Origin of the sequence: Burkholderia sp. Tr-862, assembly GCF_011753085.1 — a bacterium.
Taxonomy (GTDB): domain Bacteria; phylum Pseudomonadota; class Gammaproteobacteria; order Burkholderiales; family Burkholderiaceae; genus Burkholderia; species Burkholderia ambifaria.
Map to the genome: position 1 here is coordinate 39665 of NZ_VWWG01000023.1, position 25307 is coordinate 64971.

A 25307-nucleotide genomic window follows, 5' to 3' on the forward strand; every position below is an offset into this window, starting at 1 on the left:
GCACTCCTTTGGGCACGGCTAGCATTGGTTGTGAACTCCTACAGGTGCCGCATCGAGTACGGTATAGGCGAGCGAGCTTCGTTCTGCAAGCGCACACCATTTCTGGGGCGGGCCTGCGCATATCCTGCGTACCGAGTAGGTGGCCGAAAGTGTCGGCCGTCGGAGGCGCGAGGAACAGGGACGTACGCGCTGCGACGATCGTTTGGCCACACTGGAGAGTTGTGTCGACGTGGAAACCGTTCTCGAGATCGGTGCCTGCGAATGGGCGATATTGAGCGCATCGCTGGCAATCGGTGAACAATCGTTAAACGTTGTCGACGAACGAACGTGCTCTGCTACGATGCCGAGAAGTTTCGAGAGCGTGCTCATCGCTTTTGCTCGCTTGGCGATGGGCAACCGAACCTCCCGAAGCCCAGAGGGCTGTCACGAGGGCCATAGTGGCGGCCCTCGTTTCACGGCATGCCTCATGGCCTGCGTATTTCAAACACTATGATTGATTCGCTCCCGACTCGATAAATTCGAGATAAGCGTGCGCGACGCCCGGTTAGAATCGCTGCGTCTATCCATGAGCAGGGTACCGATTGAAAGATCGGCGTGACTATCTGAAACGCGTATGGCCATCGAACCCGAGGATCTTCTACCGCAATTTGAGCGTGAGTTGGGTCTGCTGCGCCGCTCGACGCGCGCATTCGCCGAGCTTTACCCCAAAATCGCGGCTCGTCTTGCGATGTCCGGTGAGCACTCGGATGACCCACACGTCGAACGGCTGCTGCAATCGTTCGCGTTGATGTGCGCTCGGCACGACATCCGACTCGAAGATGAGGTGCCGGAGTTTACTCACGCGTTGATTGACACGATCCATGGAGCGTTCCTGCGGCCGTTTCCATCTTGTGCGATGGCCCAATTCCGCGTGGATCGAGACAGCAAGCAGACTGAGCCGCGAATAGTTCCACGCGGCACCCAATTGGTGGCGCCGAATAGCCGCCTGGTGTTCCGCACCGCCGCCGACGTCACGTTGGTACCGTTGACCGTTTCCGCTGTACGTTACGCGACGTCGACCGTCGCGCCGGTGCAAACGACACTGCCGTCCGACACCACGGGGATTTTGTCTTTCACCCTTGAGCTCACGGCACCGTCAGCCCAGTTCTCCATCGCTCCAGATACGGTGCGATTGCACTTGGCGGGGGAGAGGGAGGTGGTGGCTGCGCTCGCCGACAGCGTGCTGATGCACGCCACACGGGCCTTCGTTGAACTGGACGGCAACGGGCGTTGGCGTTGGGTGGACATGCCGCTGGCGGCCGCAGGTTTCGACGATGCCGACGCGCTGCTTCCGCCGCCTCGCGACAATGCGATTACGCCGTTTCATCTGCTGATGGAGTACGGTGCGTTTCCCGCTCGATTTGACAACCTCGATCTGGATTTGGCGCGGTTGAAACGGTTGGCGGGCGGTGCGCGCAGGATCACGTTGCATTTGGCCCTTGCCGGCGTCCACCCTGACTCACGTTGCGCCCAACGACTGATTGCAGCGTCGGCCGACAATCTCCGGCTGTTTTGCACACCAGTAGTCAACTTGTTCTCGAGCAATGCGGAGCCAATCGAAACGAAGGCTGGGCAAGCGTACTATGCGCTGAAACCGTTTTCGCTGAAGACCGCGGCCACGACCGAGATCTGGTCAGTTGATCAGGTCCGTATAACGACCGCCCAGGGCGCCGCGCTTCTGCCGCCCTTCGAATCCTTGCAGCACGCGCTTGGCGCAGCGCCAGGCCCGTATTGGGTTGTTTTGCGCGACGAAGCCCGGCGTGCGCCGAAGCCGCCTTCCGAGCCCGGCAAGACGGGACAGGAAGTGCTGCGCGGACAGGCAACTGGAGCGCGCGCAGACGGATTGCGTGGCTTGGAACTCGCGCTTGTGAACGCTCGCGGCGAGCCCGTTGATCCGGCCGCGCAGCGCCAGCTCGACATCGTGCTGTCTTGCACAAATGGCAACCTGGCGGACATGCGCGAGCGCCAGTTAGCCGTGCGCGATGGGGACTCTGGTGACGAGATCGAGTTGTTGGCTCAGCCCAGTGCAAGTCCCGCGCCGATTCTTCGCCGCGGTGACCAGTGGGAACTGCTGTCGTGGCTGGTTCCGCAGGCAGCACGACTGAACGCCGAAGGCCTCAATGAGTTCAAGCGCTTTTGCACTCGCTTCGGCATGTCCGCGCCCGACGCCGGCCGGCGATTCGACGCGCTCGTCTCCCTCTCGACTGAACGGGTGCGGCGCTGGATGCCGGGCAAGCCGGCTTCAGCGTTCGTCCAAGGATTGGAGGTTCGTCTCGTGATCGACGAGCTTCGTTTCGTCCAATTCAGTCTCGCCGGATTGGGGCGCGTGATGGATCGACTATTTTCCCCGTACGTTCCAGTCACCAGCTTCGTGCAAATCGTATTGGTCTCGGCAGAAACCCGCGCGGTACTGCGACGCGGTGAACCCTGCGTCGGTTCCCAACCACTTATTTGATTGGCGAGTGGAAAAGTATCGGCAGGGAAATTGCAAAGGAATTTCAGGTATCTTTCGCTGGCAAACGTTTTGTCCTACAGTAACGGGGCCTCAAGCTGGTGAGCCAATTGGGGGCAGAACCTGAGACGAAAATAAAGGGAATTCAAATGAGTTTCGCCCCGAATGGCGGTATTCCGGCCGGTTCCGGCGGGAATCTGTTGGGCTCGCTGAGCGCGCTTGGCGGCCTTGCCGGGCCGGTCGCATCCACGGTGGCAGGCCAGATTGGCCCGCTCGCCGGCGTCGCAAGCCATATCGACACCGTGCAACGCGCGGTTCAGCTTGCTCAGACCGGTTTTTCGCTGATGAACAAAACGCCGGCCGCGATTGCGGACGCGCTCAACAATGCGGCCGGCGGCGTTGCTCGACTGACTCAGCTAAATCGATACGTGACCATCGACTCGCCGCTCGGTCCGGACGTGCTGCTGGTCAGCACCGCGGTCATCGATGAACACGTCAATCGGTTGCCGGAAATCCACCTCGATTTGCTGTCGCACCAGCATGATCTGGTGCCCGATCAGCTGATCGGGCAACCGATCAAGATTCGATTCGACCAAAGCGCCCGGCAATCCACGCTCGAGCGGATCGTCTCGTCAGGCGGGGCCGACAGCATTCGCTACTTCGACGGATACGTCACATCGTTCGACCGGGCGGGCAACCCGGGCAAGGTGACGCAATATCAAATGACGGTGGCGCCGTGGTTCTGGTTTCTGACGCGCTCGACCGACTGCCGGATTTTCCAGAACAAGACCGCTCAGGACATCCTCACCGAGATTTTCCAGGATCACGGGTTCACCGATTTCGAATTCGACATCCGGACCGCACAGAAGCCGCTCGAATACATCGTGATGTACCAGGAGTCCTATTACAACTTCTGTGCGCGTCTGATGGAGCAGGAAGGCCTGATCTGGACGCACCGCTTCGAGAAGGAAAAGCACTTCCTTGTCATCGGCGATACGAATTTCGTTTTCCGCCCGATCGACGGGCTGGCCAACTTGCCGTATAACGCGAGCGCGGCGAGTGAAGACAACGGTATCGACCAGTTGCATGAAGGCCGGCGTTTTGGTGTCGGCAAGATCGCCTTTCGCGACTTCAATCACCAGAACCCGTCGTCGCCGCTGATGCTGGCGCAGGCCGAGCCGGAGAATCTCCGGCATGCGGGGCTCGAAACGACAGAGCGTTTCGAACATCAGTCGTTATTCGACCACGGCGATGACGGCGACCGTTACGCACGCATTGCGATGCAAGCAGAAGAAGCGAGCGCGCATCGGTATACGGGCAGCGGCTATGCGTGGCGGATGAGCGCTGCAGGCAGTGTGACGGTGACCAACCATCCAGTGATGGCCAACAATCAGGAATACGCAATCCTGCACGTTCGTCACGAGGCCGTGAACGATTACACGGAACACAACGCCAAACTGCCGTACCGCAATACATTTTCTCTGCTTCCAAAGAAGTTTCCATATCGGTCACCCAGAAATACGCCGAAACCCGTCATTCATGGCACGCAGTCGGCAATCGTGGTCGGCCCAAAGGGCGAAGAAATCCACACGAACGGCAGTGCCGTGAAGGTGCACTTTCTTTGGGATCGGCGCGGCAAGTTGGACGGCTCGGATTCGATGTGGGTCCGCGTGTCCCAACCTTGGGCGGGCGACGGGTGGGGAGCGGCCGCCATCCCACGGATCAATCAGGAGGTCTTGGTCGCGTTTAATCAAGGGGACCCCGACAATCCGGTCATTGTGGGCCGCGTCTACAACGGCGAGCAGGGCAATCCTTATCACGGGGCCGCCGGGCAGACGATGGGGATCAAGAGCCAGACGCACAAGGGCGCCGGCTCGAACGAACTGCGGTTCTCCGACGTGAACGGCGCGCAAGAAGTCTTTTTGCACGCGCAGAAGGACATGAACACTGTCATCAAGGATTCGGAAACGCATACGGTCGAAGCCGGCGGGCGCACGGTGTCGCTGCTCAAGGGCAGCGAGACGAAGCAGATCGCGCAGGGCGGACTGAAGGAGACCATCGCGCTGACTCGCGACACCACGGCGAACGTGATCAATACGAAGGCCATCGCGAGCAAGGCCGGGCCCGGTATGCAAAGCCATCAGGCGAGCGACGGCATCGAGCATCGTGTCGGCGATGGCGTCGTGACGATGACGCCGGACAGCATCAAGCTGACCTTCGGTCCGTCAACGATCGTCATCAACGCGAACGGCATCTATCTCGACGGGCCGGTCATCCATCTGAATCGCGGCAGTGCGCAGTCCGCGGAACAGGCGCTCGCGCTCGAGTGGGCCGCAGAGCAGGCGACGATCGCGAAGGGGCTGGCGAGCCCCGACCCGGCGACGCGGGCGGCGGCGGCCAAGCTGGCGAGCTCGCTGAAGGCGCAGCAACTGGCGAAACTCGCGGATCACGTGTATCACCCGAACGATCCGCCGCCGACTGGGTGGAAAATGGCGTCCAACGATCCGGAAGCACTGAAGGCGTTCGGGCTCAAGCCGAGCGACTTCGAGAAAAGCGGTAGCAACTTCGGGTCGCAGATGTACATCCCAGATCCGAATGTCTTCGGCGACAGCATGAAGCCGACGGTAGCGTTCAAGGGCACCCAGCAGCTCTTCGGCGAAGACATGAGCAACAACATGGCGCAAGGGCTCGGCGCCGATGCGCCGTATTACCGCAATGCGGTCACGATCGGCAAGAACATCGAGACCACGGGCGCGTCGGCCGGCGTCGATTTCACCGGGCATTCGCTCGGCGGTGGCCTGGCGTCCGCTGGAGCCGAGGCCAGCGGCGGTTCGGCTGTGACCTTCAATGCTGCAGGCCTCAATCCGGAGACCGTCGCGCAATACGGCGGGACCGCCCAGCCGGCCAACATCACGGCCTACCGCGTCGACGGCGATATCCTGACCGGCCTGCAGGAAGGCCGCCTCGGACCGATCAGCGACGGTACGGCGGCGTTGATGCCCAAGGCGGTTGGCAGCCCCGTCACGCTCGACGGTGAAAGCGTGACCACGGTCGGCCGTCACCTGATGGGTGACGTGACGAATGGGATCAACCAGCAGGTCGCGAAGGATCAACTCGACCTGGTCTCCCAACTGAATTCATCTCACTGATGCGATACAAAAAAGCGATAACCGCCGGCGCGATTGCCGCACTCGTTGGAGTGTCCTCGCCGCTCTGGTGGCCCACTCAAGCCCAAGGGACGAACATGACTGGCTTCAAGCGTTACGCACCGGAAGATTTCTTTTCGGGGCAGCAACTCACGTTGGCTCAGGCCATTCATGACGGCGACCTCACTCGCGTTCAGCAGCTTGCGCCTAAGACCGATCTGAATGCGCCGGGCGCGAAGAATACGACGCTGCTGTCGTATGCCGTGCAGGAAATCGTTCCGGTCAAGAATGACGCGTCCAATCCGCGCTACCAAATCATCTCGGTGCTCGTGAAGAACGGTGCGGATCCCAAGGCGCCGGTTGGCAGCAGCGGCGGATCGGTAGTCGATGTTGCATTGCGGGCCGATACACCCAATCTCCTGCGCGTGTTGTTGAACAGTGGGCTCGATCCCAACTGGCAATACAACGGCGACACGCCGATGATTTTCGCGGTTGCAGAGAACCGGCTGCTGCCCCAGCTGAAGCTGCTGGTTGAGCACAAGGCCAACGTGAACGCTCGCGATTCGCTTGGAAAGACCGCACTCTTCGAGGCGACGATGATTCAGCAGTGGGACGTCGTCGACTATCTCCTCTCGCACGGCGCGGATCCGAAGATTGCCAGCCAGCTCGGCGTGTCGTACGGGTGGGTGCTGCAGAACGAGTTGAAGAACCATACGGCCGCGGACTCGCCGGCGCGTACGCGTATCGAAGAGGTTCGTCGCAAGATCGTCACGGCCGGCGCGCCGTGGCCGCCGCTCGATCCGAAGGCGCAACGCGCAGCGATGCGCGCGCGCGGCGAGAAGGTTGTGACGCCGGCCGGCCAGACGGATTGAACGCACGCGTGACGGTTGAAGCGTCGTGCAATGGATTCGGGAAATGATGAACGTTGTTGATTCGACGCCGCGTGTCAGACGAGAGACGGTCCTCGGCGTATCCGGGGCGCTGTACGTCCTCTCGCTGGTGATGCCGGCGATGTATTTCGAAAAGGAAGCGTCGCTCAGCGGGCTGTCGGTTCTCGCCCAAGGCTGGTTGGGACTGTTCATGCTCAATCCAGCATGGCTGGCCAATCCGCTCTACGTGGCTGCGGCCGTCCAGCTCGCTCGGAGCCGACATACCCGCGCGAGCCAGTTTTCGGCCGCTGCGCTCGCCTGTGCGCTCTGCTCACTGTTCACGACGAAGTGGTACTTCAACGAAGCAGCTGCGACGCCGATATCCGGCTACGGCGTTGCGTTTTACGCGTGGCTCGTCGCGCATGTCGTATTGCTCGCGGGCAGCTTGCGCTTGCGTCGGGAAAGCACCGTCGCGCTGCAGGGAAAATGAGTGTCGGCGCGTGTGGGCGCTGATTTCCAGTCATTCCAACAACTACACATCACGAGAGAACCAGCATGACGGATTCCGAAAACCGTATCCGGATTCACGAAGGCAGCATCGTTCTGCCGAACGGTTTCGAGGATCGCACGACCAACCTCTTCGTGCCGGCCGATACGGCCGCGCAGCCGAACCTCAGTGTCGCACGCGACTGGCTCAAGGACGGAGAGACCCTTGCGCCGTATATCGATCGTCAGATCGCGCTGCTCAAATCGCGGTTGCAGGGACACCGGGTGCTTTCGCGTCAAACTGAACGGCTTGGGTCGGAAACTGACGGGATGCCCGGGGAGCGCATCGACGCTGCCTATCGGAACGGCCCCAAGACCGTTTTTCAAAGGCAAGGTGCATTCATTGTTGCCTCAGGACGCGTGCTGATCTTTACCGCGTCGAGCGCGAAGAGCTTCGGCGAAACGCTCGACGCATTGTGGCGCGACTGGCTCGACGGCTACCGTCCGGCAGAACAAGAGTCGGCATAACAACAGCAAAGGACCATCATCGTGTACGAAGCCGCACGAGTCACTGACCCGATCGATCACACCAGCGCGCTGGCAGGCTTTCTGGTCGGCGCTGTGCTGGGCATTGCCCTGATCGCCGCAGTCGCGTTCGCCACATTCACGTGCGGATTCGGCGTGGCGTTGCTGGCGGGCATGATGGCCGGTATCGGAGCGCAGGCTCTCCTATCAATAGGCGAGTCGATCGGCAAGATGTTCAGCTCGCAATCTGGCAACATCATCACTGGTTCGCCGGACGTCTACGTCAACTCCCTTTCGGCGGCGTATGCGACGCTGAGCGGCGTGGCTTGCAGCAAGCACAATCCCATCCCGCTTGTCGCGCAAGGATCGACGAACATCTTCATCAACGGGCGGCCCGCGGCGCGGAAGGACGACAAGATTACCTGCGGCGCGACGATCGGCGACGGTTCTCACGACACGTTCTTTCACGGCGGCACGCAGACTTACCTGCCGATTGATGACGAAGTGCCGCCTTGGCTACGAACCACTACCGACTGGGCGTTCGCGCTGGCGGGGCTGATCGGGGGGCTTGGCGGACTCTTGAAGGCAGCCGGGGGCTTGTCGCGCGCGGTTCTACCGTGCGCGGCAAAATTCATCGGTGGGTTCGTCCTTGGAGAAGCCTTTGGGCGCTATGTTGCCGGCCCGGCGATCAACAAGGCGATCGGGGGAATGTTCGGCAACCCGGTCGACGTCACGACCGGAAGAAAGATCCTGTTGGCCGAATCGGAGACAGACTTCGTGATCCCGAGCCCGATGCCAGTCGCGATCAAGCGGTTTTATTCGAGCAGTATCGACTATGCGGGGACGCTCGGGCGCGGCTGGGTCGCCCCGTGGGAACTTCGTCTACATGCTCGCGACGGGCGACTTTGGTACACCGACGCGCAAGGGCGCGAGAGTGGGTTTCCGCTGCTGAGATCTGGGCAAGCTGCGTTCAGCGAAGCCGAGCAGCAATACCTGACCTGTACGCCCGATGGACGTTACATCCTGCATGACATTGGCGAGACGTATTACGACTTCGGCCGATACGAGCCGGACTCCGGCCGCATCGCATGGGTGCGCCGCATCGAGGATCAGGCGGGACAGTGGTGCCAGTTCGAGCGCGACAGCCGCGGCCGCGTCACCGAGATTCTGACGTGCGGCGGATTGAATGCCGTGCTCGATTACGAGCAGGAACACGGACGGCTTAGCGCGGTCACCCTCGTTCATGGCAATGAGCGCCGGCTGGCCGTCGCTTATGGATACGATGAGAACGGCCAACTGGCGTCGGTGACGGATGCAAATGGGGCGGTCGTGCGCCAGTTCGCATATACCAACGGCCTGATGGCGAGTCACGTGAACGCACTGGGTTTCACGTCGAGTTACGTGTGGTCGACGATCGAAGGGCAGCCGCGGGTTGTCGCGACACGCACCAGCGAAGGCGAGGACGCGACGCTCGAATACGACATCGAAGGCCGTCAAACTCGCGTTCGGTACGCCGATGGCCGCACCGCGCACTGGCGCTTCGACGCACAATTTCAGATTGTCGAGTACACCGACTTCGACGGCGGACTCTACCGGATCAAGTACAACGACGCTGGCATGCCGGTGATGCTGATGCTGCCGGGTGAGCGCACCGTCCAGTTCGAGTACGACGAGGCAGGTCGGATTGTCGCCGAGACGGATCCACTCGGTCGCACGACTCGCACTCGCTATGACGGCAACAGCATGCGGCCCGTGGAGATTGTTGGGGCTGACGGCGGGGCCTGGCGCGCGGAATACGATCCGCAGGGCCGGCTGCTGTTGAGTCAGGATCCGCTTGGTCGGGAAAATCGCTACGAGTATCCGAAAGGGCTGACCGCGTTGCCGATCGCGCACGTCGACGCGCGTGGCGGTCGTTCGACGCTGGAGTGGAACGGCCTCGGCGAGCTGGTCGGCTACACGGACTGTTCCGGCAAAACGACGCGGACGATTTTCGATGCGTTCGGCCTGCCGCTCGCGCGCGAGAATGCTCTGGGGCAACGCATCTCGTATGATCTGCGCGCCACCGGGGAGCCGCGCCAGATTAGGTATCCAGACGGCAGCGCGGAGACATTCGAGCACGATGCGGCAGGATTGATGGTCAGACACGTCGACCGTGGCGGACACGTCCAGCAATTGCTGCGGAATACTCGAGGGCAGCTAATCGAGACGATCGATCCCGCCGGAAGGCGGCTTTGCTATCGCTACGATGCACAAGGACGGCTTCGCGAGCTCCGACAGGGCCACGCCCACTACACATTCACGTATAGCGCAGGCGGCCGCCTGTTGACCGAGACCCGTCCGGATGGCGTGCAGCGGCGGTTTGAGTATGGGGAAGCTGGTGAATTGTTGGCTGTAGACTTTGTTGGTGCGCCAGAAGGCCGTTCGGCGCAAGATCGTCCGATTCGAACCATCCGATTGGAACGTGACCGGATGGGAAATGTGAAGGTGCAATATTCGCCGACCGAAGTCACGCGCTTCGAGTACAACAAGGGCGACCAGTTAGTGAGGGTAGAGCGGACGCCGACGTCAGTCGGCATAGCACTTGGGATCTCGCCGGACGTTGTGAACTTCGAATACGACAAGGCCGGTCGACTGGTTGCCGAGCATGGGGCGAATGGCAGGGTCGAATATGCGCTCGATGCACTCGATAACGTGATGGCGCTCGAGTTGCCTCACAACCAGACGTTGCAGATGTTGCGTTACGGCTCTGGGCACGTGCACCAGATCCGCTGCGGCGATCAGGTGGTGAGCGACTTCGAGCGTGACGACTTGCATCGCGAGATCACGCGTACACAGGGGCGGCTGACTCAACGCTCCGCCTATGATCCGCTCGGTCGTAAGGTCTGGCAGTCGTCTGGCCTCCAACCTGAAGCGTTGGGACGCGGGCGCGGTCAGTTGTGGCGAAACTACGGATACGATGCCGCCGGCGAGTTGATCGAGATGAGCGACAGCCTACGCGGCAACACGCAGTACAACTACGATCCGGCTGGGCAACTGACTCGCCGCGCAAACACCGTGGACCGGCAGCTCGAGGAATTTGCTTGGGACGCCGCCGGAAATCTGCTCGACGAAGCGCAGCGGCGAAGTCGTGGGTACGTCGAAGGCAATCGCCTGCGCATGTGGCAGGACCTGCGCTTTGAATACGACGCGTTCGGCAATCTGGCGGCAAAGTTTCGCGGGGCGAACCGGACGCAGCGCTTCACGTATGACGGGCAGGACCGGCTGATTCTGGTCCGAACGCAGGACGTGCGTGGCGTCGTCGAAACTCATTTTGCCTACGATCCGCTCGGTCGGCGCATCGCGAAAACCGATACCACTTTCGATGTGCGCGGCGCGAAGCAACGGTCCGAGACGAAACGGTTTGTTTGGGAGGGGGCGCGACTGGCTCAGGAGGTCCGCGAGACTGGTGTGAGCAGCTATGTGTACAGTCCAGACGCACCTTACTCGCCAGTGGCGCGCGTCGACGCGGTACTTGCAGAGGCGTTGGCTGCAGCGGCAATCGACACGGCCAAGCGTGCCGCGCGGATCTACTACTTCCATACCGATCTCGTGGGGGCGCCGCTCGAAGTGACCGACGAGGCGGGGGAGCTAGCGTGGGCCGGCCAATATGCGGCTTGGGGTAAGGTCGAACCAGGCGGCCGGCAAGTAACCGCCGCGCGCACCGATCAGCCGTTGCGCTATGCTGGGCAATATGCCGACGACAGCACTGGCCTCCACTACAACACGTTTCGATACTATGATCCGGACGTAGGGCGGTTCATCAACCAAGATCCGATCGGCTTGTTGGGTGGTGACAATCTGTACGCGTATGCGCCCAATCCAACCGGATGGATTGATCCGTGGGGATGGTGTGTTACACCTGCTGTTTCGCGTGGGGCCGCCGGTCAGCCACTTCGTGCAACCGCGACGATCACGGCTGCGGACCTCGGCACCGGAACCGCAACGAATGCGTCGTCTCGAGCGTGGGCGAGATTATTGGGGTATCCAACTGACGATGCGGGCCACATTCTAGGAAAACTTCTCGGCGGGAGTGGTGGAAAGGACGGTGTCTTCCCTCAGTTGCCAGGCATCAACCGTGGTTTGTTCAGGGATTTCGAGGGACGGGTCGCAGCTTATGTGAAGAGGGCTGGCTCGGCTGATGTGGACATCCAATTCGTCTACGGTAACGGTGGCACTCGGCCTACGCAGATAATCTATGACGTATTCCAGAATGGGCAGAAGATTATGGGTGGTATTTTCAATAATTAAAGGTTTAAGATGATGGATGATAATGTTGAGCAAGCACGAGCGGCGTTGCGATCATTTATGTTGGAGATGAATCAATGGGAAAAGGATTTTTACGAGAAAAAGCATAGTGCTCTGAAAAGTGGTGGCGATGTTTCTGGTATTGATGACCGTGCACGGAAAGATCTTTCTGCTATTTTAGAGAAATGGGCGTTCCAGGAAAAAACAAACCAAGGTCGTTTGATTGATTTGGGTTGTTCGGATCCGCCGACATACGATCCTGAAACTGATGTTGAAGATAGCGTCGAATCCAAAGACGGAGAGGTGGTTTTCACCATTCGCCAGACATTGGGAATGTTGACGATATCCCGATTCACGATGAAGGAAAAGGCGGGTAAATGGATGGTGAAGAAAAAAGAGTTTCTTAATTTTAACGACAAATGGCAGCGTTCAGTTCTCTAACAACGTCGTTCGCCCCGTTTTTCTGATTGGGCATTGTCAAGCCTGGCGGAATGAGACACCCTTTGATTCCGTGCAGAAAGGTAAATAGTATCGGTCTGGATATCGTGGGTGCTGAGAGTAACACGCCGACATTTTTTCTTGAGCCGTGTGAGGCCGGGATGCGCGAGGAGTTGCACCGCGCCATAATAGCTGATGGATTCTCGGTATTTATGGAATTTGGATGTGGGGCGGTGCGTGAGTAACGTTTACGGTTTGAGGCAGGATGAAGCATTTCAGCCTCTCGTTCAAGTCGATGATGGCGGTGAAATCGCATATGACAATAGCGTAGCTATACGAGCAACCGCTCTATGTGGGCGAGGGTTTGGCCGAGACTATGACCCCGTTAAGCTCACGTGGGGCACTTCGCGCAGAAAAAAGACCAGCGACGTTCATACGATGCTATCTCCGTTTCTCGTGTTTAGTGAGAGGGCACTTGTTGTATTGGCGCCGGTGCTTCGTGACAGCGGGGAGATATTGCAGGTCGAGGCCCCGATAAAAGACATGTCCGGATTTCATGTAACCCGGGTGATAGAGAATGCTGTCGATATGGATGCATCAAAATTCAAAGTCTATCCTCAGGCGACGGTTTTTAATAAAATATTTCTTCTGAAGAGTCGCATTGAAGGGGCTGATATATTTCGCCTAAAAGAAAGTCCTGCTACAGTATTTGTATCCGAGCGTTTTAGAGAGCTTGTAGAGCAAAATAAATTAAAAGGGTTCGATTTCGGAGAGGTCATTTCGCAATCTGAGAAGTAGGATTTCGCAACTCCCGGTGACTGGTCAGAGCATGGCCCGGGTGGCCTCGATTTCACGAGAGTAACTTGTGATAATCATACGTTGGGGTGGTCGACTTCTGGGCCTCTATGCGCGGGTAGGCCGACGAAAGGAATTTTGCGGAGCAGCAACGTTGTCACTCGATCAGTTGAAGCGAATGCGAGAGGCACTTCGTCCATACGGACTGAAGTTGCTGGAATCAGAATGGAGAGGTTGGAACGCGCAGTATCGATTTCGATGTCGCAAGGGACACGAATCAAGCCGATGCGGCTCCTATCTGTTCTATACGATGGTCCAGTGTCCGGCATGTCGCGTTGACGAGGTACTTCGTCAGATCCATCAACTCGCGCGCCAGGCAGGCGGGCGCTGTCTTTCGGAGCAGTACGCGGGCCGAGGCTCACCACTCCAGTTTGTATGTAAGGCAGGGCACGTTTTCGAGAAGACCGCCGAGAATCTGCGAAAAGGCTCTTGGTGCGTACTCTGCGCGAGGGCGCAACATTCGAGGCGCATGGCCGATCCGGATGGGATGACGCGCATGCGAGCCGCTGCAAAAGCGAGAGGTGGCAAGTGTTTGTCGACCGGCTACACGAAACTGACAGAGCGCTATCGTTTCCGGTGTGCTGTTGGACACGAATGGGAGACTTCCGGTACCGAGATCGTGCGCGGTGCATGGTGTCGCATTTGTTCGGACCGAGAGAAGGTGCACGCATATCGTCACAAGGACGGCCTGCGAAGGTTACGTGAACGAGCGAAGAGCCACGGTGGGGTTTGTCTCTCGAAGGTCTACGAGGGCAGCAAGGCCTACTACAGATTCCGGTGTGGTGCTGATCACGAGTGGGAAACACAAGGCGCGAGAATCTTTCGTGGTGCTTGGTGCCCGGAGTGTCAGCGGGACTCGATGCGCTTTGGGATCGAGCGCATGCGCCAGCGGGCGACGCAGCTGGGCGGTCGGTGCTTGTCCGAAACATACCGAAACGCGGCGACGCGCCTGAAATGGGAGTGCGAACATGGGCATCGCTGGGAGGCTGCTCCTGGGGCAGTTGTTCGGGGGCATTGGTGCCCAGTATGTAGCCGCGACGCGTCCAAGCTTGGGCTTGATCTGATGAAAAATATTGCGCTTGAGCGTGGTGGGAAGTGTATCTCAGCGACTTATGTGAATAGCGCAACCAGACTTGAGTGGGAATGTGCCCGAGGCCATCGATGGCTCGCCACACCGAATACGATTCGACGTGGCCACTGGTGTGCTCGGTGTTATTTCATCAGTATCACGACAACCGAAGAGACTCGCCGCAAGCGGCGACATGAAGCGGCCGGGAGGTGAGCTTTTCAACCGGATGCGCGACGCGCCGGCGCGTTTCAGCTCAGTGAGATTGTCTTTGGCGGACAATGACGCGATAGGATTTGAGCCGTTGCTCATCTTCTTAGAAAATTACCAGTGAGTAAAATGCCCATCGGTATTCGACGAGCGGTCGCATACAACACGCACAGTATAGTCCCGGGAGTGCACTCGATTCGTCGGCGCCATTGTTGAGATCGTGGGCTAAGCGGGCGGCCAGAATTCGGTGAGCCTGTGGACGGCGCGGTAGAGGATGCCCCCAACGGAGCAATCTCATTAGGACTATTGAATTTTACATAATTAACACTGACACCGGAAAGTCTGTAGTAACTATTGGGAATGTCAAGTTCGGCAAGCGTGCGGTCAATAAGCGTACGGTGGTGACCCGTTGTGCTCGCGAATTCCGTCAGTTGTTCGAGCGGAAGTATGCCGAAAAGTATCGCGACTGGATGAGACTTCCCATAAACAAAACGAAGCTTCGTGCACCTGGGTACACGTCGTTCTACGCGCTCCGCGAAATTGTGTATCCGGACTACATTACCTTGTTACCCGATCTTACAGCCGTGACCGGCCCGAGAAACAAGCTACAGGAGCTGGTGTACGAGTGCACCGATGCCCTGGACACTTACAGCAGATTTTTGGGACGGAATCCTGATGCCGAAGGCGCGTTGGAAAGCGCGCTTTTGCTCCCGGTTGAGCTTTGGCAGGATAGCGCGCGGCGCGAACTCGATACGCTCGTCACGACAGTCGCTAAAAGATATAGAACAGGCAAGTTGCATCATCTCTGCAAATTGTTGGATAGCGCCGAGATTGCCTTAAAAGCGCGCAACTTTAGTTCGTCGGGCTGTATTGCCAGTCCGCCTCGCCGCGCAATCCCCCTTGCCTCTGTGAAATTGCCGTGCTAATTTTTCATGAAATTAACTGGCGAGAATTTCACGGGAGTCCGCATGTTCGTGCAGTCCGACCGTCACGTCGCAAGCTACTACGCCGGCACCTACCCGGCGCCGATCCCGCTGCGTCCCGAACTGGACGAACGCATCGACGCCGACGTGCTGGTCGTCGGCGCGGGCTTCAGCGGGCTGCACACGGCGTTGCGCCTCGCGCTCGCGGGCAAGCGCGTGGTTGTGCTCGAAGCGAGCCGCGTCGCGTGGGCCGCATCGGGCCGCAACGGCGGTCAGGCGTTGCTCGGCTGGTCGTGCGACATGCAGCCGCTCGAGGATTCGCTCGGCCGCGACGGCGCACGCATGCTGTGGGACAGCATGCGCTGGGCCGCGGCCGAAGTGCGCGAACTGCCCGCACGTCACGGCTTCGACATCGACTACCGGCCCGGCAGCCTGTGGGCCGCGCTGCGCCCGCGGCGCGTCGCGATGCTCGCGCAGGCCCGCGACGAAGCGGCGCAGCGCTGGGGCTACGACCGGCTGCGCGCGATCGGGCAGGACGAGATGCCCGAGTGGATCGGCAGCGCGCGCTATCTCGCCGCGCTTTACGATCCCGAGGCCGGTCATCTGAATCCGCTGAAGCTCGCGCTCGGTCTCGCGCAGACGATCGAACGGGCCGGCGGCCGCATCTTCGAGCAAAGCCGCGTGCTCGATTATCGCGAGACGGCAGGCGGCCACGTCGCTCGCACCGCACACGGCGAAGTGCGCGCGGACGTGCTCGTGCTCGCGTGCAACGCGTACGTCGACCGGCTCGATCCGGAACTGTCGCGCCGGCTGCTGCCGGTCGGCACCTATCAGGTCGCGACCGCGCCGCTCGCGCCGGACGTCGCACGCGCGCTGCTGCCGCGGAACAGTTGCGTGATCGACAACCAGTTCGTGCCCGACTACTTCCGCCTGAGCCCCGACAACCGCCTGCTGTTCGGCGGCGGCTGCACCTATCTCGGTGGCATACCTGCCGACATCGCGGCGGCGACGCGCCCGCACCTTGAACGCGTGTTTCCGCAACTGAGCGGCGTGCCGCTCGACTACGTGTGGGGCGGCCACATCGACATCAGCATGCGACGCACGCCGGACATCGGCCGCCGCGGCCAGCGCTTCTGGCTGCAGGGCTTCTCGGGACATGGCGTGCTGCCGACGCTCGCCGGTGCCCGCGCGGTCGCCGATGCCGTGCTCGGCGACGATCGCCTGCTCGCGCAGTACCAGCGCATCCGCAACCCGCGCTTCCCCGGCGGCGACCGCCTCGCCGCGCCGCTGGAAGCGATCGGCAAGGTTTGGTACCGTCTGCGCGATACCGTCTGACGCACCGGAATCCAACATGAACGAACAGGAAGAGATAGAAAGTCTGGCGATCCTGATCCGCGACCTGCGCAAACATCGCAAGGTCACGCTCAACGATCTCGCGGAACGGATCGGCCGCTCGGTCGGCTTTCTGTCGCAGGTCGAGCGCGGGCTGTCGCGCCCGACGGTGGCCGATCTCACCGCGATCGGCGAGGCGCTCGGCGTGCCGACCACGTATTTCTACAGCCTGAGCAAGCCGCGCAGCGTGCCGTGGGTCACGCGGCCCGACGAGCGGCGCACCGTGTATTACGCGGCCGGCATCACGGACATCCTCGTGTCGCCGAACATGCGTTCGCGCTTCTCGATCCTCGAGAGCCATCTCGCACCCGGCGCGAGCAGCGGCGAGCGCTCCGTCGACGACAGCGACGAGCAGGGCGGCTTCGTGCTCGAAGGCGAGCTGACGATCTGGATCGACGGCGACGACAACCCCGTCACGCTCGGCCCGAACGACGCGTTCCAGTTGCCCGCGCACCAGCGGTTTCGTTACGCGAACCTGGGCGACACGCTGACGCGCGTGATCTGGGTGTTCACCTGAGTCGTTGGCGCGGTGGCCGGACAGGCTGTCACGCCGTGCCACCGGTTTGCAGTACTGATCGACATCGGGCATGTGACGTGCCGCATGCCGATGTGTCCGGTTCGCCGCGATGCGGCACCGCCATACAAGACATGGAAAGGATGAGACATGACTGACGTCGTTCCCGTGCTGGTCGATGAAGTCCGCGCATTCCGGCAGGCGCATCCCGAGATCCGTTATGTCGACCTGATCTGTCTCGACCTGCCGGGCCACTTCTACGGCAAGCGCTATCCGATCGATGCGCTCGAGAAGGTCGCGGCCGGTGCGCTGCTGAAGCTGCCGCAGAACTGCGTGCTGCTCGGCACGCAGGGCGGCCTCTACAAGATCGGCGATTACTGCTTCAACGACGGCGACCCCGACGCGCCGCGCCGCCTGATCCCCGGCACGCTGAAGCCGGTGCGCTGGGAGCGGCAGCCGCTCGCGCAGATGCTGATCAGCTCCGACGGCACCGATGCGCCGATCGAGTTCGAGCCGCGCGAGGTGCTTGCGCGCGTGCTGCGGCGCTTCGCGGCGCGCGGCATCCGGCCGGTCGTCGCGTTCGAACTCGAGTTCTATCTGTTTGCCGCGCAGCTCGCGGACGGGATGCCGCAGTATCCGCGCGACCGCCTGAGCGACGACCGCGACGATCAGCCGAACATGCACATCGAACGCCTGTCGCGGTTTTCCGACGTGCTGCACGAGATGGTGGAGGCCACGCGCGAGCAAGGTGTGGACGCGACGGTGATCACGGCCGAGCTCGGCCCCGGCCAGTTCGAGATCAACTTCGGCCATACCGACGATGCGTTGCGCGCGGCCGACTGGTCGGCGCTGTTCTGCCGCAGCACGCGCGGCGTCGCGTTGCAGCACGGCTATCGCGCGAGCTTCATGGGCAAGCCGTACCTGCATGCGCCGGGCAGCGGCATGCATGTGCACGTGAGCCTGTACGACGATGCGGGCCGCAACCTGCTCGCCGCGGACGGGCAGCGGCCGCTGCTGCATGCGGTGGCCGGCTGCCTCGCGCTGCTGCCGCACTGCATGCCGGTGTTCGCGCCGAATCACAATGCGTTCCGCCGCTACGGATCGATGGTGAACGCGGCGAGCCATGCAAGCTGGGGCTTCGAGGATCGCGACGCGTGCATCAGGATTCCGGAATCGGATGCGCGCAATCTGCGCATCGAGCATCGGCTCGCGAGCGCGGACGCGAATCCGTACCTCGTGCTCGCGGCGATCCTGGCCGGGATGGAGCACGGGCTCGATGCACGGCTCGACCCGATCGCGCCGCTCAACGACGATCGCGGCAGCGGGATCGATTTTCCGAAGGAGATGCTGTCGGCCGTCGCGGCGATGCAGGATCACGCGGCCGTGCGCGACGGGCTCGGCAGCGAGTTCGTGATGGTGTATTGCGAGAACAAGCGGCAGGAGGAGCTGGATTTTCGCAACGAGATCGGTGCGCGGGAGTATCGGTGGTTTCTGTGAGCGCATGACGCGTGACCCCGCAGCGGGTCACGCGCGATCGGCGTGCGTCGTCGCGATCGAACGCGCTCAATACGCGGACAGCGGGTTCCAGCGATTGCCGTCTTTCACGTCGACGGACGCCGTTGGGACCGGCGTCATGATCAGCAGTTCGGTCGGGCGTACCGACCAGAGGACGGCGATCAGCGTCGAGTCGTCGACCGACGTTCCGTTCAGGTAGAGGCTCATGCCCTTGACGTTGGCCTTCATCACGCTCCAGTCGACTTTGTTCAGGCCGTCGATCGCGAGACGATAGAAGAAGTCGTAGTGGTCGTAGGCCGTTTGCACGTCCGTGCCGGTGCTGAAGAACCAGCCGTTCTCCTTGTTCTTGTACATGCACCAGCTTTGCGCCTGTTGCGCGAGCGTGCCGGCCGTGACGAGCGTCACCAGGTTGCTTCTCGCTTCGTCGACGGTCTTCGCCCGCCACGGCGTGAAACCGCCCGCTGCCTTGACCTCCGCCGGCGTGCGGCCGGGTTTGCCCGCGTGGGCGTTGTCTTCACCACGATATGCGTATTGCATGATGTGCCTCCGGTTCGATATCGGTCGGTCTGGATGTGTCCGCGATGCGAGTGGACACGAGCACGATATCGGCGGCACACCCGACGGGAAATGGACCGAAAGTGTGGTGGGGCGTCAGGGGAGGAATGGCACGGGACGGTGGACGCGCGCCTTGCGGCGCGCGTCTGTCGCTTACTCCCCGAGCTTCGCCGTCACGCACCCCGTGCTCGAGCATTCGCGCTCGCGTTCGCGCAGGAACGACAGGCGCGATTGCGTCGCGTCGATCGCGCACTGGAGGTTCACGAGGTAGCCGTCGTCGCGCGTTTCGCTGCAGCGGTCGTCGCGCTGCTTCATCCACGCGAGCTGGCTCGTCTTCAGCTTCGCCTGCTGGTCGCCGCTCAGATGCTTGCGCACGCGGCCGTACTGGTCGTTCAGTTCGCGGTCGAGCTGCGAGAACTCGTTGCTGCTGCAGTACACCTGGTCGAACGCGCTGCGCGGTTTCCCGCAGCCGGCCGCATGCGCGGCGAACGGAACGGCAAGCGCGAGCAGCGCGCAGGATGCGAGCAGATTCTTTTTCTTCATGGTGGTGCTCCTCTGGGTGAAAACCGTTGAAATCGACCGGCGCCAGCTTCTACCTGGCCGCCGTACACGCATCGATCCCGCCCGCGATCGCGGTGGCGAGACGCTGGATCGTCTCGCGCTGCGCGAGACGCTTTTCCTCGTCGGGATTGACGATCACGCCCGCCTCGACCAGCACGGCCGGAATCGGCGAGGTGCGCAGCACGACGAGATCGTCGAAGCGATGGATGCCGAGTTGCGGATCGATCAGCGGACGGTTTTCGCCCTTGATCGGCTGCGCGTGATACAGCGACGGCCGTTCGCCGGCCGCGACCAGCCGCTCGGCGATCGACTTCCCGCAACGCAGGCTTTCCGCATAGTGCGGATTGCGCTCCGACACGAACACGGCGAAACCGCGGAATTCGCGTTGCCGTCCCGCGTCGATGAATTGCTGCTGCATCGAATCGTGATGGATCGACACGAACAGGTTCGCGTCGGGCGCCTGCGTCGAACGCTGGTCGAGCGTGATCTCGCGGCCGTCGGCCGACGTGCGCAGCACGCGATCGCCGTGCGTGGCGAGCTTCTCGGCGACGGCGGTGGACAGGTCGAGGTTGTACCGGTATTCGACGCGGCCGCTCGCGCCGGTTGCACCCGGATGGGCCGGCGTATGGCCGGTGTCGACGACGATATAGCGGCCGGACGCGGGCTGCGCGTCCGGGCTGGCGGCTTCGGCCGCATGCAGCGCCAGTGGCGCGGCCAGCAGCGGGGCGCACGCGAGCAGGCGCGCGGCGGCGCGAGCGAACGGGCGAAGGCGTCGAACGGTTCGGTGTGTCATTGTTGTTGTCGAGGAGGGCATGCGGCGCGGCGAATAGCGCGCACCGTCGGCCTGCTCAATGCAGTCGGAATGTCGCGCGATTATAGCGGTTGCCGGCGGCGCCGCAATGACGGAATGAGCGCCGCCGCGTGCGCCGGCAGCCGGCGCTCAGGCGAGCACGCGCCGGGCCGCGAGCATGCCCCAGTACGACGCTTCCTCGAACAGCGACAGCCCGGACAGGTCCGCATGCGCGAACACGACGGGGCCGTCGGCCTCGCGCAGCGCGAGCAGCCCCGGCCGGCTCAGGAAGCCGACGTCGGGTGTCGCCATCGCGTGACCGCGCACGGTGATTTCCAGCGCGCTCGCATGCTTCCACAGCTCGCGTCCGTACACGGCCTGCAGGTCGATCGCCGCCTGCTCGCGCAGCGCGTCGGGCTTCGCCTGCGCGAGCCAGCGGCGCGTGTCGTCCGGCGTGCGCGTGCTCAGCGCTTGATACGCGGAGAACACCGAGCGCGTCGGCGGCGACATCCGGATCAACTGGTGTGTCGACACGACATAGCCGAGCCCCGCGCCGTCGTAGACGACGTTGTCCCACGCGAGCGGCACGCCGGCTTCCTCGGCCGGCATTCCGTCGAGCAGGAAGCTGGACACGAGCCACGGCGCGCGCGGCGGCAGGTCGCGCGCGGGATCGAAACCGTACGCTTGAAGCTGCGGAAACACTCGCGCCGCGACGAACAGCGGCATCGCGCTGACGACGCGCCGCGCCTTCAGCGTGAAGGTCGACAGCGTACCGTCGTCGGCGATGCGCGCGCACAGCACGTCGACGCCGCCCGCGCGCATGGTCGCGCGCACGGCGAAGCCGTCCCGCGACCATGCGTTCGAACCGGTGCGCGCGGTGATCGAATCGCTCAGCTTCGTCACCATCGCATGCAGCCCGTCGGGCCAGGTCAGCACCGCGCCGTCGCTCGCGTTGCGCGCATGGCCGCCGCGTGCCGAGAAATAGTGGAGGCCGGCCCACGCCGACACGTGCTCGTAGCCCGCGCCATAGTCGTCGCGGCAGCAGTAGTTCAGGTACCAATGCAGCGCGCTCGCGGTGTAACCCTCGTCGAGCAGCCATTGCTTGAACGAGCGCCGATCGAGCGCACGCCAGCGCGCGTCGCGTGACGATTCCGCGATCGGGATGCAGAACACCTTGCGGCCGTCCGCGCCACGCGCGGTGCGCAGGCCGTCCGTGTACGCGAAAAAGCGCGTTTGCTGCGCGAGCGCGTCGGCGTCGAGGCCGGTCGCCGGCACGATGCCGTCCTGCCACTCGCCGCGGATGAACAGCCGTTCGTCGGGCGCGTGCACGAGCGCGCGCTCGTCGTACACGGGTTGCGCGGAGAACGGCGCCGACTCGATCACGCCGAGATCGGCGAGCATGTCGCGCAGATGCGCGGATTCGAGCGACGGCAGCGGCAGGTAGTGCGCGCCTTTCGGATAGCCGAGCTCGCCGAAGCGGCCGCCGGCCGCGTTGCCGCCGAATTCGGGGCCCGCGAGCACGACGAAGCGCGTGTGACCGGCGCGCGCGAGCTGCCACGCGCACGACAGGCCGGCTGCGCCGGCGCCGAGGATCGCGACATCGGTCTCGATCGTGCCGGACGGCGGCGGCAGCGCCGCGTGATCGCGCAGCGCATGGCCTTCGCGCATGCCGGGGTAGCCGACGCGCGGCGTCGTCTCGATCCAGCCGGTGCGACCGCACGCGGCGAGCGACGCGGCGGCGGACGCGACGAGGAAGGTGCGGCGATCCATCAGCGCAGCACGTGCTTCCAGTCGTCGTCGAAGCGGCGCACGAGCGGCTGGTCGTTGAGTTCGTTCGGCGACATCGGCCGCGCCGGCATGTCGGCCGGGAAGTGAAACATCTCGACGGCCGTCTGCGCGTCGAGCCAGCGTGTCGGCACCGAGTAGCGCGTCGGCACGGTGAAGTCGCGGCGCTTGCCGGCGATCACGAACCCCCAGTCGCCGAACGACGGCACGTAGCAGTGGTATGGCCACGTGTTGAGCCCGGCTTCGTGCAGCGTCGCGACGATCGTCCAGTACGCGTGCGGCGCGAAATACGGCGACGTCGACTGGATCACCGCATAGCCGTTCTCCGACAGGTGGCGCGCGAGTAGCCGGAACACCGGCACCGAATACAGCCGGCCGAGCCCGAAGTTGGTCGGATCGGGGAAGTCGACGACGATCGCGTCGTACACGTCGGCGCTCGCTTCGAGCCAGCGCACCGCGTCGGCGTTGATCACCTGCACGCGCGGGTCCTTCAGCGAGCCCTGGTTCAGCTTCACGAGCGGCACGGAGGTCGAGAACAGCTTCGTCATCGCCGGATCGAGATCGACGAGCGTGATCTGTTCGAGGTTGCGGTGCTTGAGCAGTTCGCGCACCGCGAGGCCGTCGCCGCCGCCGAGCACGAGCACGCGCTTCGCCCACGGCAGCGCTTCGATCGTCGGATGGATCAGCGCCTCGTGATAGCGATGCTCGTCGCGCGACGAGAACTGCAGGTTGCCGTTCAGATAGAGCCGCATATCGTCGTGCCACTGCGTGAGCACGATGCGCTGATACGGCGTCGTTTCCGAATAGATCGTCTCGTCGCCGTACACGCCGTGTTCGGCCCAGTGCGTGATGCGGTCCGACAGCGCGAAGCCGGCGACGAGGAGCCCGATCACGAGCGATGCGCGCATCAGCTTGCCGCGCACGTTGCGGATCTCGTCGCGGAACAGGTGCGTGGTCCACAGCGCGACGAACGCGTTGAGCAAGCCGAACAGGAAGCTCGTGCGCAACAGGCCGAGACGCGGCGCGAGCACGAGCGGGAAGATCAGCGACACGGCGAGCGAGCCGAGATAGTCGAAGGTCAGCACCTCACTGACGGTATGGCGGAACGCCTGGCGGCGCTGCTGGAACGCACGCATCACGAGCGGGATCTCCATCCCGATCAGCAGGCCGAGCGCGAGCACGAGCGCGTAGAGCGCCGCGCGAAACGGCGCGGCCAGCCAGCCGAACACCGCGAACAGCAGCGCGGCCGACACGCCGCCGAGCAGGCCGACGAGCAGCTCGATGTCGACGAAGCGGTCGAGCACGTCGTCGTCCTCGACGAACTTCGCGAGCCACGAGCCGATCCCCATCGCGAACAGGTAGCAGCCGATCACCGACGAGAACTGCAGGATCGAATCTCCGAGCAGGTAGCTCGCCAGCGCGCTGCTGATCAGTTCGTAGCCGAGCCCGCACGACGCGAGCACGAGGATCGACAGGACGAGCGCGCGCTTATGCAGCATGGCGCGTCCGTTGTGCAGTGTTCGTCAATGTGGATATACTGGCGCGGCCATCCGTGGGGCGGCCGGGCGCGGGGCGGCGCTCCATGGGCCGACCGGAGAGGGGGCGGCGAAGCGAGCACAAAATCCGAGGAAAAGAATGAATAGTGCCTATCTTTATGCGGTCCATTTACTGTCGGCGTTCGTGCTGCTTTTTGTGTTCGCGGCAGTGTACCTGAAGGTCACCCCGTTCGACGAACTGGCACTGATCCGCGACGGCAACGCGGCCGCGACGCTGTCGTTCGGCGGCGCGCTGATCGGCTTCTGCCTGACGCTCGCCTCGAGCATCGCGCACAATTCGACGCTCGGCGAAGTCGTGCTGTGGGCCGTCGGCGCGATGGCCGTGCAGCTCGTCACCTATGCGGTGCTGACCCGCCTGATTTCCGGCATGAACCACGCGATCGAGGATCGCAACGTCGCGATGGGCGGCCTGATGGGCACCGCGTCGCTCGTCGTCGGCATCATCAATGCCGCCTGCCTGACCTGACGCGCCACGCGTTCGAGGAGACCGACATGAGTCTGGGTTCGTTTATCCGCAAGCAGTTCATCGACGTCCTGCAATGGACGGAAGACACCGACGGCGTGCTGGCCTGGCGCTACCCGATGGAAGACCAGGAGATCCAGTACGGCGGCCAGCTGACCGTGCGCGAAACGCAGGTCGCGATCTTCGTCAACGAAGGCAAGGTCGCCGACGTGTTCCAGCCCGGGCTGTACAAGCTGGAAACGCGCACGCTGCCGGTGCTCACGTACCTGAAGAACTGGGACAAGTTCTTTCAGTCGCCTTTCAAGTCGGACGTCTACTTCTTCAGCACCCGGCTGCAGCTCGGCCGGCGCTGGGGCACCGCGCAGCCGGTGACGATCCGCGATCGCGAATTCGGCTTCGTGCAGCTGCGCGCGTTCGGCATCTACTCGTACCGGATCGTCGATGCGGCCGCGTTCCACCGCGAGGTGAGCGGCACGCGCGCGCAGTACACGGTCGACGATCTCGAACAGCAGTTGCGCAACCTGGTCGTCACTGCGATGAGCACGACGTTCGGCTCGGCCGACGTGCCGTTCGTCGACATGGCCGCGAACCAGACGCTGTTGTCACAACGCGTCGCCGAGGCGCTGGTGCCGGTATTCACGCGCTACGGCCTCGCGCTCGATGCGTTCGCGGTCGAAAGCGTGTCGCTGCCGGCCGAGCTGCAGAAGGCGCTCGACCTGCGGATCGGCGCGGGGATGGCCGGCGATCTCGCTCGCGCGACGCAATACCAGACCGCGCAGGCGATCCCGCTGGCCGCGCAGAACCCGGGCGGCATCGCGGGAGTCGGCGCGGGGCTCGCGGCCGGCGCGGTGATTGGCCAGGCGATGGCCGGCCAGATCGCGGG

The 25307-nt window shown here is 62.6% G+C and carries 20 protein-coding genes; 15 read left to right on the top strand and 5 right to left on the bottom strand.

What is annotated here, in order from left to right; all coding sequences use genetic code 11:
• Positions 1-613 precede the first annotated feature (613 nt).
• From tssF to F3J14_RS10210, 13 genes are all read left to right on the top strand, one after another.
• Entirely contained in the window at positions 614-2494 is a 1881-nt protein-coding gene (tssF, locus tag F3J14_RS10150; RefSeq protein ID WP_166722856.1) for a type VI secretion system baseplate subunit TssF, read from the top strand.
• A 146-nt stretch (positions 2495-2640) separates the two neighbouring features.
• Complete coding sequence (gene tssI / locus F3J14_RS10155; protein ID WP_166722857.1) at positions 2641-5640, top strand: type VI secretion system tip protein TssI/VgrG; 3000 nt, start codon at positions 2641-2643, stop codon at positions 5638-5640.
• Complete coding sequence (locus F3J14_RS10160; protein ID WP_060043280.1) at positions 5640-6509, top strand: ankyrin repeat domain-containing protein; 870 nt, start codon at positions 5640-5642, stop codon at positions 6507-6509. Before tssI ends, F3J14_RS10160 begins: the two co-directional genes overlap by 1 nt.
• 43 nt (positions 6510-6552) lie before the next feature.
• A complete protein-coding gene (locus tag F3J14_RS10165) occupies positions 6553-6996 on the top strand; it encodes a hypothetical protein (protein ID WP_166722858.1) in 444 nt (147 codons plus the stop codon).
• A 65-nt stretch (positions 6997-7061) separates the two neighbouring features.
• Positions 7062-7520 carry a DUF1795 domain-containing protein gene (locus tag F3J14_RS10170; protein WP_166722859.1) on the top strand — a complete coding sequence of 153 codons (459 nt, stop codon included), beginning with the start codon at positions 7062-7064 and terminating at the stop codon, positions 7518-7520.
• Between the two features lie 21 nt (positions 7521-7541).
• Positions 7542-11804 (top strand): RHS repeat-associated core domain-containing protein, encoded by a 4263-nt coding sequence (locus tag F3J14_RS10175; protein ID WP_166722860.1) that lies wholly within the window; start codon positions 7542-7544, stop codon positions 11802-11804.
• A gap of 12 nt (positions 11805-11816) precedes the next feature.
• A complete protein-coding gene (locus tag F3J14_RS10180) occupies positions 11817-12242 on the top strand; it encodes an NTF2 fold immunity protein (protein WP_166722861.1) in 426 nt (141 codons plus the stop codon).
• Positions 12243-12476: 234 nt separating this feature from the next.
• A complete protein-coding gene (locus F3J14_RS10185) occupies positions 12477-13037 on the top strand; it encodes a DUF1629 domain-containing protein (protein ID WP_348771977.1) in 561 nt (186 codons plus the stop codon).
• A gap of 1247 nt (positions 13038-14284) precedes the next feature.
• Positions 14285-14494, top strand: a complete 210-nt coding sequence (locus F3J14_RS10190; protein ID WP_166722863.1) for a hypothetical protein — start codon at positions 14285-14287, stop codon at positions 14492-14494.
• Between the two features lie 274 nt (positions 14495-14768).
• Positions 14769-15296: a hypothetical protein gene (locus F3J14_RS10195; RefSeq protein ID WP_166722864.1), complete on the top strand. Its 528-nt coding sequence runs from the start codon at positions 14769-14771 to the stop codon at positions 15294-15296.
• 42 nt (positions 15297-15338) lie between these two features.
• A complete protein-coding gene (locus F3J14_RS10200; protein WP_166722865.1) occupies positions 15339-16628 on the top strand; it encodes an FAD-binding oxidoreductase in 1290 nt (429 codons plus the stop codon).
• A 16-nt stretch (positions 16629-16644) separates the two neighbouring features.
• Positions 16645-17202: an XRE family transcriptional regulator gene (locus F3J14_RS10205; protein ID WP_166722866.1), complete on the top strand. Its 558-nt coding sequence runs from the start codon at positions 16645-16647 to the stop codon at positions 17200-17202.
• A gap of 147 nt (positions 17203-17349) precedes the next feature.
• A complete protein-coding gene (locus F3J14_RS10210; protein ID WP_166722867.1) occupies positions 17350-18696 on the top strand; it encodes a glutamine synthetase family protein in 1347 nt (448 codons plus the stop codon).
• Between the two features lie 66 nt (positions 18697-18762).
• Here the strand turns inward: F3J14_RS10210 and F3J14_RS10215 are convergent, their stop codons facing one another.
• From F3J14_RS10215 to F3J14_RS10235, 5 genes are all read right to left on the bottom strand, one after another.
• Positions 18763-19251 carry a hypothetical protein gene (locus tag F3J14_RS10215; RefSeq protein ID WP_166722868.1) on the bottom strand — a complete coding sequence of 163 codons (489 nt, stop codon included), beginning with the start codon at positions 19249-19251 and terminating at the stop codon, positions 18763-18765.
• A 171-nt stretch (positions 19252-19422) separates the two neighbouring features.
• Positions 19423-19812, bottom strand: coding sequence for a lysozyme inhibitor LprI family protein (locus F3J14_RS10220; protein ID WP_012366543.1), 390 nt, complete (start codon positions 19810-19812; stop codon positions 19423-19425).
• A 49-nt stretch (positions 19813-19861) separates the two neighbouring features.
• Positions 19862-20623 (bottom strand): N-acetylmuramoyl-L-alanine amidase, encoded by a 762-nt coding sequence (locus tag F3J14_RS10225; RefSeq protein ID WP_166722869.1) that lies wholly within the window; start codon positions 20621-20623, stop codon positions 19862-19864.
• A gap of 147 nt (positions 20624-20770) precedes the next feature.
• Positions 20771-22390, bottom strand: a complete 1620-nt coding sequence (locus tag F3J14_RS10230) for an NAD(P)/FAD-dependent oxidoreductase (RefSeq protein ID WP_166722870.1) — start codon at positions 22388-22390, stop codon at positions 20771-20773.
• Positions 22390-23904, bottom strand: coding sequence for a polyamine aminopropyltransferase (locus tag F3J14_RS10235; RefSeq protein ID WP_166722871.1), 1515 nt, complete (start codon positions 23902-23904; stop codon positions 22390-22392). Before F3J14_RS10235 ends, F3J14_RS10230 begins: the two co-directional genes overlap by 1 nt.
• Before the next feature lie 136 nt (positions 23905-24040).
• Between F3J14_RS10235 and F3J14_RS10240 the strand changes: the two genes are divergently transcribed.
• Together F3J14_RS10240 and F3J14_RS10245 are read left to right on the top strand one after the other, a co-directional pair.
• On the top strand, positions 24041-24427 hold the full coding sequence (locus tag F3J14_RS10240; protein ID WP_166722872.1) for a DUF350 domain-containing protein: 387 nt from the start codon (positions 24041-24043) through the stop codon (positions 24425-24427).
• A 26-nt stretch (positions 24428-24453) separates the two neighbouring features.
• The coding region (locus F3J14_RS10245; RefSeq protein WP_166722873.1) for an SPFH domain-containing protein at positions 24454-25307 on the top strand (854 nt) is incomplete at its 3' end.

What these genes read in the sequence shown, in the direction of transcription:
- tssF (WP_166722856.1), top strand. Translation starts at nt 614, where the DNA reads ATGGCCATCGAACCCGAGGATCTTCTACCGCAATTTGAGCGTGAGTTG.
- tssI (WP_166722857.1), top strand. Translation starts at nt 2,641, where the DNA reads ATGAGTTTCGCCCCGAATGGCGGTATTCCGGCCGGTTCCGGCGGGAAT.
- F3J14_RS10160 (WP_060043280.1), top strand. Translation starts at nt 5,640, where the DNA reads ATGCGATACAAAAAAGCGATAACCGCCGGCGCGATTGCCGCACTCGTT.
- F3J14_RS10165 (WP_166722858.1), top strand. Translation starts at nt 6,553, where the DNA reads ATGATGAACGTTGTTGATTCGACGCCGCGTGTCAGACGAGAGACGGTC.
- F3J14_RS10170 (WP_166722859.1), top strand. Translation starts at nt 7,062, where the DNA reads ATGACGGATTCCGAAAACCGTATCCGGATTCACGAAGGCAGCATCGTT.
- F3J14_RS10180 (WP_166722861.1), top strand. Translation starts at nt 11,817, where the DNA reads ATGGATGATAATGTTGAGCAAGCACGAGCGGCGTTGCGATCATTTATG.
- F3J14_RS10200 (WP_166722865.1), top strand. Translation starts at nt 15,339, where the DNA reads ATGTTCGTGCAGTCCGACCGTCACGTCGCAAGCTACTACGCCGGCACC.
- F3J14_RS10205 (WP_166722866.1), top strand. Translation starts at nt 16,645, where the DNA reads ATGAACGAACAGGAAGAGATAGAAAGTCTGGCGATCCTGATCCGCGAC.
- F3J14_RS10210 (WP_166722867.1), top strand. Translation starts at nt 17,350, where the DNA reads ATGACTGACGTCGTTCCCGTGCTGGTCGATGAAGTCCGCGCATTCCGG.
- F3J14_RS10215 (WP_166722868.1), bottom strand. Translation starts at nt 19,251, where the DNA reads ATGCAATACGCATATCGTGGTGAAGACAACGCCCACGCGGGCAAACCC.
- F3J14_RS10220 (WP_012366543.1), bottom strand. Translation starts at nt 19,812, where the DNA reads ATGAAGAAAAAGAATCTGCTCGCATCCTGCGCGCTGCTCGCGCTTGCC.
- F3J14_RS10225 (WP_166722869.1), bottom strand. Translation starts at nt 20,623, where the DNA reads ATGACACACCGAACCGTTCGACGCCTTCGCCCGTTCGCTCGCGCCGCC.
- F3J14_RS10230 (WP_166722870.1), bottom strand. Translation starts at nt 22,390, where the DNA reads ATGGATCGCCGCACCTTCCTCGTCGCGTCCGCCGCCGCGTCGCTCGCC.
- F3J14_RS10235 (WP_166722871.1), bottom strand. Translation starts at nt 23,904, where the DNA reads ATGCTGCATAAGCGCGCGCTCGTCCTGTCGATCCTCGTGCTCGCGTCG.
- F3J14_RS10240 (WP_166722872.1), top strand. Translation starts at nt 24,041, where the DNA reads ATGAATAGTGCCTATCTTTATGCGGTCCATTTACTGTCGGCGTTCGTG.